The organism is Brevundimonas sp., assembly GCF_019636155.1.
In the GTDB taxonomy this organism is placed as follows: domain Bacteria; phylum Pseudomonadota; class Alphaproteobacteria; order Caulobacterales; family Caulobacteraceae; genus Brevundimonas.
This window is the reverse complement of sequence record NZ_JAHBYB010000011.1, coordinates 44,886-59,727: the sequence shown is the minus strand read 5'-3', so window position 1 is coordinate 59,727 and position 14,842 is coordinate 44,886. Positions and strand designations below refer to the sequence as shown.

Genomic DNA, 14,842 nt, shown 5'->3' with positions numbered 1-14,842 from the left:
CGCAACGGCTATCAGGCGAAGACGGCCGGGGGCAAGACGCCGACGATGCAGGCGGCCATCAGGGTGGCCAGGAAGCCGGCGAACAGCGCCTTCCACACCAGGCCCAGCACCTCCTCGCGCCGTTCGGGCATCAGCACCGACAGGCCGGTCACCGTGATGCCGACCGAACCGATGTTGGCGAAGCCGCACAGGGCATAGGTCATCAGCATCCGCGTCCGCTCGCTCATCTCGGCGGCCGGAACCTTGCCCAGTTCGATGAAGGCCACGAACTCGGTCAGGGTCAGTTTGACGCCCAGCAGCCAGCCGGCCCGGCCCGCCTCTGACCACTCCACCCCCGTCAGCCAGGCCACCGGCATGAAGACCCAGCCCAGCAGCCGCTCGACCGTCACAGGATCGCCGAACAGCCAGAACCCGCCCAGCATGATGTTGACCAGCGCCACCAGGGCCACAAAGACGATCAGCACCGCCGAGATGTTCAGCACCACCATCAGGCCGTCGGCCGTGCCCCTGACGATGGCGTCGATGGCGCTGTCGTATTTCAGGGCGGAGTCATAATCGGCGTGGGCCCCGCCCTCCCCCGGCGTCTCGGGAACCATGATCCGCGCCAGCAGGACCCCGGCCGGCGCCGAGACGATGGAGGCGACCAGAACATGGCCCGCCGCATTGGGCAGGACCGGCGCCAGGATCGCTGCATAGGCCACCATGGTCGAACCCGCCACGGTCGCCAGCCCGACCACCATCAGCAGGAACAGCTCGGACCGGGTCAGCTTGTCCAGATAGGCGCGGATGACGATGGGGCTTTCGATCATGCCCAGGAAGATGTTGGCCGCCACCGCCAGGGCCGAGGCGCCGCCCAGCCCCATGGTCTTCTGGAACAGGATGCCGAACCCGTGGGTGATCCACTTCAGCACCTTCCAGTGCCACAGCAGGGCCGACAGGGCCGAGATCACCAGGATCAGCGGCAGGACCTGGAAGGCGAAGGTGAACAGGGCCCCCGGGTTCGCCACCGCATAGGGCTGGTCGCCCCCGGCCAGGTATCCGAACACGAACTGGGTCCCGCGATTGGTCGCCGCCGCCAGGCCGTCGACCGCACCGGTGACGGCGTTCAGCACCGCCTGAGATCCCGGAATGGCGAACAGGGCCAGCACCAGGGCCGCCTGCACCGCCACCGCGCCCAGGGCCAGACGCCAGGGAAAGGCGCGCCTGTTCTCGGACAGACCCCAGCAGGCCGCGACAACGACGAACAGGCCCAGCAGGCTCTGCAGGTTCAGGATGCTGAACATTCGCCGGCGACTCCCCTTCTCCCCGCGATCTGTTGAACGCGTTCTTGGCCGGCTGCAAGCATCGCGCATCCAGCGGGACGGCCGGTTGAACCCGTCGCCTCCAGGCGTTAGCTGGTCAGGAAGCGAAAGAGAGGCCCGTGACCTCAACCGACCACCGCGCCCTGCAGACCCTGACGGTCGCCGATGCCCTGGACTATCCGTTCGAGCCGCCGCGCGCGAGTTTCGTGGTCGAGGCCGAAGGGGCGATGCGACCTGTCGCGGTTTCCGCCGGTCCCGAAGTCCGGAAAAACAACCCGGCGCTGGCCGTGCTGGAGTTGGACGATCCGGTCTGCCTGCTGACCTGCGGCTCCAACGCCAGCCCGAGACGGCTGGCGGGAAAGCTGGCGCGCGCTCCCGTCGGGCGGGCGCTGGCGGTGCGGACTCGGTGTTCGGGCTGGACCCCGGTCTATGCGGCGACCGTTTCATACTATGGCGCGATCCCCGCCACCTTCGCTGCCGGACTAGGGCATGCGGAGCCGTTTCAGGTGATGATTGACCGGCATGATCTGGACGCCTTCGTCGAAAGCGAGACCCGAACCGGCAACTATGACCTTCGGCGGCTATCCGAAGAGGAAGCCGCCCGCGCGGGTCTGTTTCTCGACGTGCCGGTCCACGTCTTCATGAGCCGGTTCGCGCCCCTGATGCTGGATGGTCATCCGGCGCCGCTCGTCGAGTTTTCTTGCGCTGGCGCAGGCGGTTTCAGTCAGGCCCAAGTCCTGGGACGCATGCTGGCGCGTTTCGCGGCCGGCATGACGCCCCGGGCCTATGTCGCGCAGGCGCTGGCGGACCCGGAGCTGATCGACACGTTTCGAGATTTCGTCCGCGCGAATCCCGCCGCATGATCGACGCGCCCACCGCCTGCTTCCGGCCCGCCAATCTGGTGACCATCCGCGGCACCAGGGACCGCTCCCGTTTTCCCGAGGGGTATTCGGTGGTGGTCGGCCCGCGACTGGCGAAGCAGATGGGCATAGGCCGCTGGGCCGTGTTGGCGTTCGAACACCCGGCGCTGGCCGAGGTTCGAGACGGCCTGAACTTCTGCAATCCCTATATCGCCGTCCACTGCCAGGTGGTGAAGGACGCCCGGCTGGATGCCGAGGAGGCGGTGATCGAAGTCGATCAGACCCTGCGCAACGCCCTGGGCATACCACTGCGCATCTTCCGCGACCTGGGGTCGATGCCGGTCTTTCTGCTGCCGGCCAGACGGACCTTTTGGAACCGGCTGGGTCTGGGGGCGGCGCGACTGTTCGGCATCCGATTCGTCGTCTTCCGCTGCAAGTCCGCCAGTGTGCCGGATATCGAAAAAGGCTATGTGCGGGCGCCGATCGACGCCAGCCAAGCCCTGGGCGCCCAGGATTTCGACAAGGTCTCGGTCGAACGCAGCTTCGCCGTGACCGACACGGAAGGGTTCGTCCAGCGGTTCGACATCCGCGCCCGGACCACCAGCCTGTTTCCTGCGTCGAGCGAATTCCTGGCCGAACGCGAAGAATTGTCCCGGCTGTTTCCCGCCCGTTATCCGAACGCCCGACTGCACCTCTATGACTACGGCCAGTTCGTGGAACACGGCTTCCTGAGCCGGAGCCGCGCCCGGGCGTCAATGAAGGCCGGCATGATCGAGCCGGACCTGCCGCCCCTGTTCATGGATCTGGACATGCGCCGCATGGGCGTCGGGCGCTATCCGGGCCAGGCGGCCGATCATTCCACCGCCCTGGTCGTCCGGCGCAGCATCCTTTCGGCCGTCGCGCGCGATTCGACACAGACGGGGGTGATCTTTTCGCTCGGCGTGGTCCAGGTGCTGCTGGCCTTCGATTTCGTGCCCGGCGTCACGGCCTGGGAGGAGATCGCGGTCAGCCTGCTGGTCGGCCTGGCCGCAGCGGTGGTCTTCACCATCGCCCGCCTGCGCCAGCAGGTCTGAACCGAGGCGTCAGCCCTGCCCCCGCACCAGCCGGTCGTAGTCGGCCAGCAGGCCCAGGCTGATGTCGCCGGGGGTGAAGCGGTAGTCGCCGATCTCGCTGACCGGAGTGATCTCGGCCGCCGTGCCGCACAGGAAGCATTCGTCGAAGCCGGACAGCTCCTCGGGCTTGATGTGGCGCACCTCGACCTCCAGCCCGCGCGCCGCCAGCATCTCCAGCACCGTCTGGCGGGTGATGCCGTTCAGGATGGCGCCGTCCGCCGGCGGGGTGATCAGGCGGTCGCCCTGGACGAAGAAGACATTGGCCCCCGTCGCCTCGGCCACATAGCCGCGCCAGTCCAGGAGCATCGCGTCGGCGTATCCGCGCGCATCGGCGTAGTGGCGGTTGATGGTGCCGATCATGTAGAGGCCCGCCGCCTTGGCCTCGGTCGGGGCGGTTTCGGGCGACGGCCGCTTGTAGGGCGCCCAGCACAGACGGACGCCCTTCTTCTTGGTCTCGGGGTCGAAATAGCTGGGCCAGTCCCAGGCGGCGATGGCGACGTGGACCGTGGTGTTCTGGGCCGGGACGCTGACCTGTTCCGAGCCGCGCCAGGCGATGGGGCGCACATAGGCGTTGGTCAGGCCGTTTCTGACGCAGGTTTCCTTGCAGGCCTCGTTGATCTGCGCCACCGTGAACGGAATCCGGAAGTCGAGCACCTCGGCCGAGCGGAACAGACGGTTGGTATGCTCCATCAGCTTGAAAATCTGGCCCTCATACATCCGCTCGCCTTCGAACACCGAGGAGGCGTAGTGGAGCGCATGGGTCAAAACGTGCACGCGGGCTTCGCGCCACGGCACGAATTCACCGTCCATCCAGATCCAGCCGTCACGATCGTCGATAGGAACGAAGGCCATTGAACAACATCTCCCGCGTCGTCTTGAGGGTTAGAGCCGCCCGGATCGCCTGCGTCAACGCCGTCCGCGCCGGGGGGCGCCGATGAGCGCGCCGGGTTCGGGCCGTTCGGGGCCGGTCGCCGGACCGGGCGACGGGCGCCACCTGCTGGTCGTCGACGACGACGACCGCATCCGCGAACTGCTGAAGGAGTTCCTGACGCGCGAAGGGTATCGCGTCACCGGGGCGGCCCACGCCGCCGCCGCGCGCCGGCTGATGGAGCTGATCGACTTCGACCTGGTGGTTCTGGACGTCATGATGCCGGGCGAAAGCGGGCTGGAGTTCACCAGCTGGGTCCGCAACAAGGCCGAACTGTCGAAGACGCCGGTGCTGCTGCTGACCGCGCGGGGCGATCCGGACGACCGCATCGAGGGGCTGTCGCGGGGCGCCGACGACTATATGTCCAAGCCGTTCGAGCCGCGGGAACTGGCGCTGCGCATCGACGCCATCCTGCGGCGGACCGGGGGCAAGCCGATGACCCCGCGCGAAATCCGCCTGGGCGCCGCGACCTTCGACATGGAGCGGCTGGAGCTGTCGCGCGACGGCAAGCCGCTGCGGCTGACCGAGGCGGAGGCCCAGTTGCTGAAGACCCTGGCCATCCACGCCCATTCGCCGGTCGAGCGGATGACCCTGTCGCCCGACACGGCCGACATCGCCGGCCGGGCGGTGGACGTCCAGGTGACCCGGCTGCGCCGCAAGCTGGAGGCCGACCCGAAGAACCCGCGCTATCTCCAGACGGTGCGCGGCGTCGGATACATGCTGGCCCCGGACTGATGCGCCTGTTGCCCGCGTCATTGTGGCCGCGGTTTCTGAAGCGGCGGCTGCCGACGAGCCTGTGGGGGCGGTCGCTGCTGATCATCGTCCTGCCCGTGCTGATCATGCAGGCGGCGGTGACCTGGGTCTTCTTCGACGCCCACTGGCAGACGGTGACGGCCCGCCTGTCCGAGGGATTGGCCGGGGACGTGGCCTGGGCGGTCGAAAGCTATGCCGACCAGCCGACGGCCCAGAACCTGGCCGTCATCGCCGACCGGGCCGAGCGGTCCATGTCCCTGTCGATCGCCCTGCAGGAAGAGGCCGAACTGCCGCGCGAGCAGCAACGCGGCCCGATCGGCGTTGTCGACCGGGCCATGGAGCGAGCCCTGGCGGCGCGGCTGGACGCGCCCTTCTGGTTCTCGACCACCCGCTATCCGGCCTATGTCGACATCCGGGTGCAGCAGCCCCAGGGGGTGTTGCGGATCATCGCCCCGCGTGAGCGGGCGGTGGCGACCCAGGCTCATATCTTCGTCCTGTGGCTGATGGTGGCGACGGTGCTGCTGCTGGGGGTGGCGATCCTGTTCATCCGCAACCAGGTGCGGGCCATCGAGCGGCTGGCCGAGGCGGCCGAGGCCTTCGGCCGGGGCGAGACCGCGCCGCGGTTCAAGCCGCACGGCGCGCGCGAGGTGCGGGCCGCGGCCGTCGCCTTCCTGGCCATGCGCGACCGCATCCAGCGCCATATCGAACAGCGCACGGCGCTGCTGGCCTCGGTCAGCCATGACCTTCGGACACCCCTGACGCGGCTGAGGCTGGAGCTGGCCCTGGCCCCGCCGTTCAAGCGCCAGGCGGCGATGAAGGGCGACCTGGACGAGATGGAGCATATGATCGACGAATACCTGGCCTTCGCGCGCGGCGAGGCCGGGGAGGCGGTGCAGCCGGTCGAACTGGCGCCCCTGCTGCGCGCCGCCGGCGAGGATGTGCGCCGCGCCGGGGCCGAGGTCGAGGTGGCGGCGCCCGACGGCCTGACCGCCGCCCTGCGCCCCATCGCCTTCAAGCGCGCCCTGACCAACCTGGCCGGCAATGCGGCGGCCCATGGCGAGCATGTGCGGCTGAGCGCCCGCGCCCTGCCGTCCGGCGGGGTCGAGATCGTCGTCGAGGACGACGGCCCCGGCATCCCCGAGGCGATGCGCGAGGAGGCGTTCCGGCCCTTTTCCCGCCTGGACCCGGCGCGCAATCAGAACCGCAAGGGGGTGGGGCTGGGCCTGGCCATCGCCCGCGACGTGGCGCGCGGCCACGGCGGCGATATCGACCTGGACCAGAGCGAGATGGGCGGGCTGAAGGCCGTGGTGCGGCTGCCGGGCTGAGCGTTCACATTTTCGCGCCGGGTCTGGCCCCGGCGGGTCGCAGACCACATCTTGTCAGGTGTGTTTCGTAAGGAGTCCGCCATGCGCCGCCTCGCCTTCATCGCCCCGGTCGCCGCCGTCCTGGCCATCGCCGCCTCGACCCAGGCCCAGCCGTCCCAGCCGCGCGTCTCGGTCGAGATCGGGCCGCGCCTCCAGGCCCAGTCGCTGGACCTGGGCCGCGAGGAGGTGCGCCGACAGGCCGACCGCCTGGCCCAGGTGGTGGCCGGGGAACTGAACCGCTCGGGCCGGCTGGACGGCGCCCAGGTGCGGCTGGTCCTGACCGACCTGAAGCCCAACCGCCCCACCTTCCGCCAGGTCAGCCGCGCGCCGGGTCTGTCTCAGATCCACAGCATCGCCCTGGGCGGCGCCGCGGTGGACATCGAGGTGACGACGGCGGACGGCCAGCGCCGGACCGGCCAGTTCGAATATTTCACCCAGGACCTGCGCGACGTGCAGGGCTTCAGCACCTGGCAGGACGCCGACCGCGCCTACAGCCGCCTGGCGACCGGCCTGGCCGACGGCCGGGTGGCGCTGCGTTAGGGGGCGCGGTAGCGCCGCCTCTTCCCCCTCGGTCAATGGAGGAGACGACGCCCCATCTGTCCTTCTCCCCTTGCGGGTGGAGGAAGGTCGCATGCGACCGACGACGGGTGGCCGAGCGCAGCGAGGTCGGATGAGGGGTCTCTCCGGCGTGTGAGACGGCGTCGGATGCTGGCCCCGTCCGTCTCCTCCCTGTCGCGCAGCGATGGGGAGGTGGATCGGACGCGCAGCGGCCGAGACGGAGGGGGTCTGTTCGTCGTGTCCCGAAGAGCCCCTTAGCGCCCCATCGTCCTTCTCCCCTTGTGGGAGAAGGTGGCAGGCGAAGCCTGACGGATGAGGGGGGCTGGGTCCGCGCGATGGGCGTCTGATGATCAGCCTGGATCAGGCCTCCCCCTCATCCGACCCGCTGCGCGGGCCACCTTCTCCCACAAGGGGAGAAGGCTTGTTGGTTGCCCTATGCTCGCGACGCGGTCGCTCGCGGCTTGAGGGCAATGGCCTGCCCTATGCTCGCCGCGCGGCGGCTCGCGGCTTGAGGGCGGAATTGGCGGCGCCTCCGCGCCGGTGGGGCTGCGAAGTTGTGGGAAGGCGGCGGAGCGTCGGGCCTTCGCCCGGCGTGGATGTATGAGTGCCGTGTTCGGCGAGAGGTCTGACGCTCCGCACGGAGGGTTTCCACGAGCTCGGGGCGGGCGCCGATCTTTTCGGCTACTCCCGGAGGCCCGCGGCGGGCGGGCCGGGCCAACGACCCGGTCCCGGAACGGCCAGAGTAACCCCCTCGACCCTCCCTCGGTCGCCGGACCCGTCGCCAATGACTGTCCGATCCGACGACCGCAGGCCCGTGCGTGTGAGTGACACGCACAGCCCCGCTTCCTCCGCTCCCGCCGCCGCGAAGTCGCTGGCCTCGCGGCCTCCCCATGCGACGGGACCTGGGGAGTATAGGGCCGTTCCCAGCCCAGGCGTGCGAGATGGGGTTGGCGGCGGGGATTGATGAGTGAAGTCAGAGGGTTAGGTTCCCTGGCGCGCGCAGTTGGCGTTCCTGACCCCTCTCCCGTTGGGAGAGGGCTTGAGGCTCGCAGAGCGTAGCGATGCGCATAGCCGAAAGGGTGAGGGGTTACGGCGCCCGCCCGGTGAGAGCGAAACCCCTCACCCTTTCACGCAAGTCCAATCGCCCTGACGGGCTCTTGGGCGTTCAAGCCCTCTCCCCATGGGAGAGGGAGGAGTGTGTGAGGTCGAAGGTCGGAGCCTGCGGTCGGCCCCCTCCACCGCCTGCGGCGGTCCCCCTCCCCCGAGGGGGGAGGATCTGGCGGGCGGGCCTCTATTCCACCGCGGTGATGTTGTCGTCGGAGTCGCGGTCGATCCAGCGGTTGTAGGGGTCGGCGCCGGCGAAGGCGGGCTTGCGGGTCGTGACGAAGCGGAAGGTCTGGACCCCGCTGCGCAGGGACCGGCGCTCCATCAGCACGACGTTCTTCTGGTCGAAACCCTTGTCGCCGGGCTTGGCGCTGAACAGGCCGATGTCGAAGGTCTCGTCCAGGGGCGCCTCGGTCTCCTTGCCCTGGCCGTCGGCGTAGAGCTTGCGCGCGCTGACCGTGACGGTGACGTCCCAGCGGCCGTCGGGGCGGCGCCGCGCGGTCGCCCCGGTGGTCTTGACGTCATACAGGGTGATCTTCTCGAACAGGTCGGTGATCAGGTCCTGCTTGTCGGCCGGCGCCTCGGCGCGGATGGCGGCGATCAGGTCGGTCGAGCGCGCATAGGGGGCCGACTTGAAGGCGTATTGGGCCAGGACCCGGCGCAGGGCGCGGTTGACGGCGTCTTCGCCGATCTGGTCGCGCAGCAGATAGAGGATCAGTCCGCCCTTCTGGTAGTGGACGTACTGCTGGTTCTCGACCCGGGCCAGGGGCAGTTCCTCGAGCCGTTGCGAGCCGCGGGCGCGCAGGTAGCGGTCCAGCTCCTGCTTGAGGAAGCGGCGGATCTGGTCCTGGCCGTATTTGCGCTCCATCACCATCAGGGCGGTGTACTGGGCCAGGGATTCCGACAGCAGGGTCGAGCCCTGCTGGTCCGAGCCGACCACCTGGTGGGCCCACCACTGGTGGGCGAACTCATGGGCCGCGACATAGGTGACGAAGTCGATCTTGTCGGCGCCGGTCAGGTCGGTGATGAAGCCCAGGCCTTCGGACCAGGCGAAGGTGTTGGGCATGGACTGGGCGTAGCTGGCGTAGTCCGGGAACTCGACGATCCGGGCCTGGCGGAACTGATAGGGGCTGAAGTTCGCGCTGGCGTAGTCCAGGGTCGCCGCCAGGGCGTCCAGCATGGTCGGCACGTTCCGCTCGTGGCCGGGGTGGTGATAGACCACCATCTGGACCCCGTCGTGCATGCGCCGCGCCTCGACGTAGCGGGCCGACTGGACCGAGAAGAAGTTCAGCACCGGGCTTTCGGTGACGAAGCGGACGGTGCGGCGGCCGTCGCGGGTGACGTCCGACACCTGTTCGCCGGGAGCCACGGGGGTCTGGTCGGCGTCGGTGGTGACGGTGATGTCGGCGGTGACCCAGTCGGCGCCGATGTAGTTCTTGCCGCGGGCGGACTCGTCCTCCAGCTTGGCCATCCGCAGTTCGGCGGGCAGGCCGGCCTTGCGCCGCTTGGTGCGGTCGGTCAGCAGGCCGTCGCGGCCCATGCCGATGATGGGGGCGATCTCGGAATTGCTGACGAAGGTGCCGTTGTCGACCAGACGGGTGGTGTTGCCGCTGTTCTTGAAGCCGCGCTGTTCCAGGACGGTGGTGAAGCGGACGGTGCGCCGCTCGCCCGGCGCCATGGGGGTGTCGAAGCGGTAGATGCGATAGTCGAACTCGCGCCATTCGCGCGCCATCCGGGCGCCCTGAACGCTCAGGGCCTGGATCTTGAGATCCGGGTTCCAGCGCAGGTGGATTTCGTTCAGCGGGGCCTCGGTGCGGTTCTCGACCACCATCTCGCCTTCGGTGACCAGGCGCGGGGTGTGCGGATGCAGGTCCAGGGCCAGGCGCAGGCTGACGGCCGACGGCTGGGGCGTGGATTCATAGCGCAGCAGGGTCTTCTCGTAGCGGGCCTGGAGCGCCTCCTGGTCCTTGCGGCTGCGGTATTCGTTCCAGACGTTGGTGTTCAGATAGACGAAGATCCCCAGGCCGACGAAGGCCGCCAGACCGGCCAGGCCGATCAGGCCGGCGGGCCCGGCCAGGCGCCGGGGCATGCGGCGCAGGCGGGGCATGAGCCGGGTCTCGGTCCCGCGCCGCCACAGGGCGTAGGCGATAACCATCAGGACCACGGCGAAGGCCGACCAGTAGGCGGTCAGCCAGGCCTCGAAGACGGCGAAGTCGCCGCGGCCGTTCATGTCGGACAGGGGCACCGCCGGCGTGGCGCCGTAGCGGTACATCAGATGGTCGAAGCCCAGGTTGGACAGGACCAGGGTCGAGATCAGATAGACGACCATGATCGCCCAGCCGACGAATTTGTTGGGCGACAGGGCCTGAATGAAGATGGCCAGGACGGCCAGCAGGACGAAGCTGATCGACTGGGGCGCCAGATACCACAGCAGGTATTTGCCCAGTTCGAAGTCGGTGATCCCCTTGAGCGCCTGGACCAGGACGCCGGCCAGGATGGAGACCGCCATGGTCGAGATCAGCACCAGGGCCAGGGCCAGGGTCTTGGGAACCAGGAAGGTCCAGTCGGGGGTCGAGGAGGCGTCGATGATCTCGTGCACCCGCCGCTCGCGGTCGCGCCAGACCAGTTCGCCGGAATAGTAGATGGCGATGATGATGAAGATCAGGCCGAACCCGCCCAGGAGGCCGGTGATGGCCACCCGGGTCACGATCAGGATCGGCGTCTGATAGATCTCGCCGGTGAACCACAGGGTGGCGATGGCGAACAGGAAGCCCAGCAGCAGCAGGACCAGATAGGCCGGGCTCTTGAACACCATGGCCATCTCGAACCCGGTGCGGGAGACCAGCTGGGTCAGGCCGCTGGCCCAGCCGTGGCGGGGCGCCGGCAGGGGGCCGATGGGGCCGGCGGGGGCGGCCTCGGCCTCGGTCAGGGCGCGCAGCTTCTCCTGCTTCTTCAGCTTGGCGCCGCGGGCGGCGGGGCGGTGCAGCCCATAGGCCAGGGCCAGGACGCCCAGGCTGATCCCCAGCCAAAGCAGGCGGTTGTAGAGCAGCACCCCTTCCAGCGGCGGCAGCTGGGCGTTGCGCTCGGCCGTGGTCCAGTATTCGGTGACCTTGCCGAAGGCGCCGGAGCCGAAGGGCTCGGCCCAGGCCAGGGCGGTCTCGAACTCGGGCTTGTTCCCGAGCGACGAGGTGGCGACCAGATAGATCATGAAGATGGCCACGACGCCGATATAGGTGCCCATCATCGAGCGGGTCACGGTGGCCAGGGCGAAGAAGAGGGCCGAACTGACCAGCAGGCCGACCAGGCCGAAGACGGCGTAGGCGTAGAGGTAGTCCAGGGGGCGGAAGGCCCCCAGGGTCTCGGGATCGACCCAGGGCATGACGGTCCCCAGGATCATGCCGATGCTGACGGACAGGAAGCTGAGCGCCACGGCGCCGAAGGCCCCCAGGAAGCGGCCGTACAGATAGTCGAACTTGCCGATCCGGGTGCTGAGGATCATCGGGCCAAAGCCCGACTGGGCGTCGCGCACCACGACATTGGCCACGATGGCCGTGGTCGCCAGCATGTAGAAGATGTTGAAGACGAAATGCGCCACCACGATCGCGTAGGGCGAGTTCACATGGACGGCGCCGCCGCCGTCGATGCGGATGTTGTCGCTGGCCGCGATCAGGCCGAAGCTGAGCAGGCCGAACAGCAGGGAGATGACCCAGAAGGCCGGCTGGCGCAGTTGATAGCGGAACTCGAAGCCCGCGACGTTCCAGAACATGGCGGCGCCCCTCAGGCGGCTTGCTTGGACGCGGCCAGCGTCGAGAAATAGAGATCTTCCAGCCCGCCGGGCGCCGGCTCGAAGCCGTCGGGGCGCTGGTCGGCCAGGACGTGGATCACGGTGCGGCCGGCGAACAGCCGGGTGGTCAGCACCTGATAGCGGGCCTCGTATTCGGCGCGGTCTTCCTTGGCGATGGTCTTCTGCCAGACCCGGCCCTTCATCTGCTGCAGCAGGTCAAGGGGGGCGCCCTCCAGCCGGATCTTGCCGTCGGCCAGGACCGCCATCCGGGGGCAGAGGTCGCCGACGTCCTCGACGATGTGGGTCGACAGGATGACGACCACGTTCTCGCCGATCTCGGCCAGCAGGTTGAGGAAGCGGATGCGCTCCTGAGGATCGAGGCCGGCGGTCGGTTCGTCGACGATGATCAGCCGGGGATTGCCGATCAGGGCCTGGGCGATGCCGAAGCGCTGGCGCATGCCGCCCGAGAAGCCGGCCAGGGCCTTCTTCCTGACCGGCCACAGATTGACCTGATGCAGCAGGCCCTCGACCGTCTCCTTGCGCTCCTTGCCGCCGGCGATGCCCTTCAGCACCGCCATGTGGTCCAGCATGTCGTAGGCCGAGACGCGGGGATAGACGCCGAAATCCTGGGGCAGGTAGCCCAGGGTGCGGCGCAGCAGCTCCGGCTGTCTGATCACGTCGATGTCGCCGAACTGGATGGCGCCCGAGGTCGGGGTCTGAAGGGTGGCGATGGAGCGCATCAGGGTCGACTTGCCGGCGCCGTTGGGGCCCAGCAGGCCGAACATGCCGGTGGGGACCTCCAGGCTGACGTCGTCCAGGGCGCGGGTGCCGTTCGGATAGACGTGAACCAGGTTCTTGATCGACAGCATGGCGCGCCTCCCCTTCATCGTGCGGGGCGCACAGTGACGGCGCAGGGCCCCCGCATCAAGTTACGCTTAGGTAAGCCCGCCTTTCGCCCGCCGCCGGAAGGCGTGCAGCAGCGGCTCGGTGTAGCCGTTCGGCTGGGCCGCGCCCTCGAACACCAGGGCCCGCGCCGCCTGGAAGGCCAGGCCGTCGAAGCCGGGCGCCATGGAGCGATAGGCCGGATCGCCGGCGTTCTGGGCGTCGACCCTGACCGCCATCCGCCGCAGCGCCGCTTCGACCTGATCGGCGCTGCAGACGCCGTGAAGCAGCCAGTTGGCCATGTGCTGGGAACTGATCCTCAGCGTTGCGCGGTCCTCCATCAGGCCGACGTCGTGGATGTCGGGCACTTTTGAACAGCCCACGCCCTGGTCGATCCAGCGCACGACATAGCCGAGCAGCCCCTGGGCGTTGTTGTCCAGCTCAGCCTCGATCTCGGCCTCGCTCCAGTGGCGGCCGAGGGCCAGGGGCGGGGTCAGAAGGGGGGCCAGACCCGGCGTCGACGCCCGGGCCGCCTCGGCCTGGCGGGCGAAGACATCGACGGCGTGATAATGCAGGGCATGCAGGGTCGCGGCGGTGGGCGAAGGCACCCAGGCGGTGTTGGCGCCGGTCATCGGATGGGCGGCCTTCTGGTCCAGCATCTCGGCCATGCGGTCCGGCGCGGCCCACATGCCCTTGCCGATCTGGGCCTTGCCCGACAGGCCGCAGTTCAGGCCGATGGCGACATTTCGCGCCTCATAGGCGGCGATCCATTCGGCGGATTTCATCTCGGCCTTGCGGACCACCGGCCCGGCCTGCATGGCCGTGTGGATCTCGTCGCCGGTGCGGTCCAGGAAACCGGTGTTGATGAAGACGATCCGGTCCTTCACCGCATGGATGCAGGCGGCCAGATTGGCGCTGGTGCGGCGCTCCTCGTCCATCACCCCGACCTTGATGGTGTGGCGCGGCAGGGCCAGCAGGTCCTCGACCGCATCGAACAGGCGGTCGGTGAAGGCGCATTCGTCCGGCCCGTGCATCTTGGGTTTGACGATGTAGATCGACCCCGCCGCGCTGTTGCCGAGCCGGCCCAGGCCGCGCAGGTCGTAAAGGGCGATCAGGCTGGTGACGATGGCGTCCAGCACCCCCTCGGGCGCTTCCGATCCGTCGGGCAGAAGCACGGCCGGGGTCGTCATCAGATGGCCGACGTTGCGCACGAACAGCAGGCTGCGCCCCTTCAGCACCATGTGCGATCCGTCCGGCGCCGTGACCCGGCGGTCCTCGGCCAGCGACCGGGTCATCGCCCGTCCGCCCTTGTCGAAGGTCTCGGTCAGGTCGCCGCGCATCAGGCCCAGCCAGTTGCGCCAGGCGGCGGCCTTGTCCGCCGCATCGACCGCGGCGACGGAGTCCTCCAGATCGACGATGGTGCTCAGCGCCGCTTCCAGCACCACGTCGGCGATCCCCGCCGGATCGGTCGCCCCGACCGGATGGGCGCGGTCGATCACCACCTCGATATGCAGGCCGTGGTGGCGGAACATCCAGCCGCGGTCGCTGCGGCCGATCCGGGCGGCGGGGTCGCGCAGGCGCGCCGTTTCCACATCGGCGACATCGGCCCATGACCCGGTTTCCAGCGACAGGGCCTGGTCCAGGAAGGCCCTGGCCCGCGCCACCACCCGCGCCCCGCGCGCGGCGTCATAGGGGCCGGACGGCGGCAGATCGCCCAGGGCGTCGGTTCCGTATAGCGCGTCATACAGACTGCCCCAGCGGGCGTTGGCGGCGTTCAGCACGAACCGGGCGTTCAGCGCCGGAACCACCAGCTGCGGCCCCGCCATGCGGGCGACTTCTTCATCCACCCCTGTCGTGCCGATGGTGAAGGGCGCCGGCTCGTCGACCAGATAGCCGATCTGGCGCAGGAAGGCCTCGGCGGCCGCCGGATCATGCGGCTGGCCGCGCCGACCTTCATGCCAGGCGTCGATCCGGGCCTGCAGGTCATTGCGCACCGCCAGCAGGCGCCGGTTCTCGGGCGCGAACCGGGCCAGGATGTCGGCGACCCCGGCCCAAAAGGCGGCGGGCGCCAAGTCCAGGCCGGGCAGGACCTCGTCCTCGATCAGGGCGATCACCGGGGCGGCGACCGACAGGCCGGCGCGGTCGGAAAAGGTCATGGCGTCTCCCCGGCGCGCGGCATGGGGAGGGCGCGCCTGT

Annotated in this window: 10 protein-coding genes; 5 read left to right on the top strand and 5 right to left on the bottom strand. The window is 69.0% G+C overall.

Annotated elements, in window-relative coordinates; all coding sequences use genetic code 11:
- Window positions 1-11 precede the first annotated feature (11 nt).
- The gene (locus tag KF910_RS11865; protein WP_292263141.1) at window positions 12-1,283 is read right to left on the bottom strand and encodes a NupC/NupG family nucleoside CNT transporter; all 1,272 of its coding nucleotides are present in this window, start codon (window positions 1,281-1,283) and stop codon (window positions 12-14) included.
- Between the two features lie 137 nt (window positions 1,284-1,420).
- Here KF910_RS11865 and KF910_RS11860 point away from each other — a divergent pair, with 137 nt between their 5' ends.
- Both KF910_RS11860 and KF910_RS11855 read left to right on the top strand, forming a co-directional pair.
- Window positions 1,421-2,164: a hypothetical protein gene (locus KF910_RS11860; RefSeq protein ID WP_292263139.1), complete on the top strand. Its 744-nt coding sequence runs from the start codon at window positions 1,421-1,423 to the stop codon at window positions 2,162-2,164.
- The gene (locus KF910_RS11855) at window positions 2,161-3,234 is read left to right on the top strand and encodes a hypothetical protein (protein ID WP_292263138.1); all 1,074 of its coding nucleotides are present in this window, start codon (window positions 2,161-2,163) and stop codon (window positions 3,232-3,234) included. Before KF910_RS11860 ends, KF910_RS11855 begins: the two co-directional genes overlap by 4 nt.
- 9 nt (window positions 3,235-3,243) lie before the next feature.
- Here KF910_RS11855 and KF910_RS11850 read toward each other — a convergent pair whose 3' ends face one another.
- Entirely contained in the window at window positions 3,244-4,125 is an 882-nt protein-coding gene (locus KF910_RS11850; RefSeq protein ID WP_292263137.1) for a branched-chain amino acid aminotransferase, read from the bottom strand.
- A gap of 82 nt (window positions 4,126-4,207) precedes the next feature.
- On the opposite strand from KF910_RS11850, the gene KF910_RS11845 reads away from it, so the two are divergent.
- The 3 genes from KF910_RS11845 (at window position 4,208) to KF910_RS11835 (ending at window position 6,858) form a co-directional block, all read left to right on the top strand.
- Window positions 4,208-4,936 carry a response regulator gene (locus KF910_RS11845; protein ID WP_292263135.1) on the top strand — a complete coding sequence of 243 codons (729 nt, stop codon included), beginning with the start codon at window positions 4,208-4,210 and terminating at the stop codon, window positions 4,934-4,936.
- Window positions 4,936-6,279 carry an ATP-binding protein gene (locus tag KF910_RS11840; protein ID WP_292263133.1) on the top strand — a complete coding sequence of 448 codons (1,344 nt, stop codon included), beginning with the start codon at window positions 4,936-4,938 and terminating at the stop codon, window positions 6,277-6,279. Before KF910_RS11845 ends, KF910_RS11840 begins: the two co-directional genes overlap by 1 nt.
- Window positions 6,280-6,360: 81 nt before the next feature.
- Entirely contained in the window at window positions 6,361-6,858 is a 498-nt protein-coding gene (locus tag KF910_RS11835) for a hypothetical protein (RefSeq protein WP_292263131.1), read from the top strand.
- Between the two features lie 1,309 nt (window positions 6,859-8,167).
- On the opposite strand, the gene KF910_RS11830 is transcribed toward KF910_RS11835, so the two are convergent.
- The 3 genes from KF910_RS11830 to KF910_RS11820 form a co-directional block, all read right to left on the bottom strand.
- The gene (locus KF910_RS11830) at window positions 8,168-11,746 is read right to left on the bottom strand and encodes an ABC transporter permease/M1 family aminopeptidase (protein ID WP_292263129.1); all 3,579 of its coding nucleotides are present in this window, start codon (window positions 11,744-11,746) and stop codon (window positions 8,168-8,170) included.
- Between the two features lie 11 nt (window positions 11,747-11,757).
- On the bottom strand, window positions 11,758-12,633 hold the full coding sequence (locus KF910_RS11825; protein WP_292263127.1) for an ABC transporter ATP-binding protein: 876 nt from the start codon (window positions 12,631-12,633) through the stop codon (window positions 11,758-11,760).
- Window positions 12,634-12,699: 66 nt separating this feature from the next.
- Entirely contained in the window at window positions 12,700-14,802 is a 2,103-nt protein-coding gene (locus KF910_RS11820) for a malate synthase G (protein WP_292263125.1), read from the bottom strand.
- Window positions 14,803-14,842 lie beyond the last annotated feature (40 nt).

Coding starts and splice junctions, on each gene's coding strand:
- KF910_RS11855 (WP_292263138.1), top strand. CDS start 2,161: ATGATCGACGCGCCCACCGCCTGCTTCCGGCCCGCCAATCTGGTGACC.
- KF910_RS11830 (WP_292263129.1), bottom strand. CDS start 11,746: ATGTTCTGGAACGTCGCGGGCTTCGAGTTCCGCTATCAACTGCGCCAG.
- KF910_RS11835 (WP_292263131.1), top strand. CDS start 6,361: ATGCGCCGCCTCGCCTTCATCGCCCCGGTCGCCGCCGTCCTGGCCATC.
- KF910_RS11820 (WP_292263125.1), bottom strand. CDS start 14,802: ATGACCTTTTCCGACCGCGCCGGCCTGTCGGTCGCCGCCCCGGTGATC.
- KF910_RS11865 (WP_292263141.1), bottom strand. CDS start 1,283: ATGTTCAGCATCCTGAACCTGCAGAGCCTGCTGGGCCTGTTCGTCGTT.
- KF910_RS11840 (WP_292263133.1), top strand. CDS start 4,936: ATGCGCCTGTTGCCCGCGTCATTGTGGCCGCGGTTTCTGAAGCGGCGG.
- KF910_RS11850 (WP_292263137.1), bottom strand. CDS start 4,125: ATGGCCTTCGTTCCTATCGACGATCGTGACGGCTGGATCTGGATGGAC.
- KF910_RS11845 (WP_292263135.1), top strand. CDS start 4,208: ATGAGCGCGCCGGGTTCGGGCCGTTCGGGGCCGGTCGCCGGACCGGGC.
- KF910_RS11825 (WP_292263127.1), bottom strand. CDS start 12,633: ATGCTGTCGATCAAGAACCTGGTTCACGTCTATCCGAACGGCACCCGC.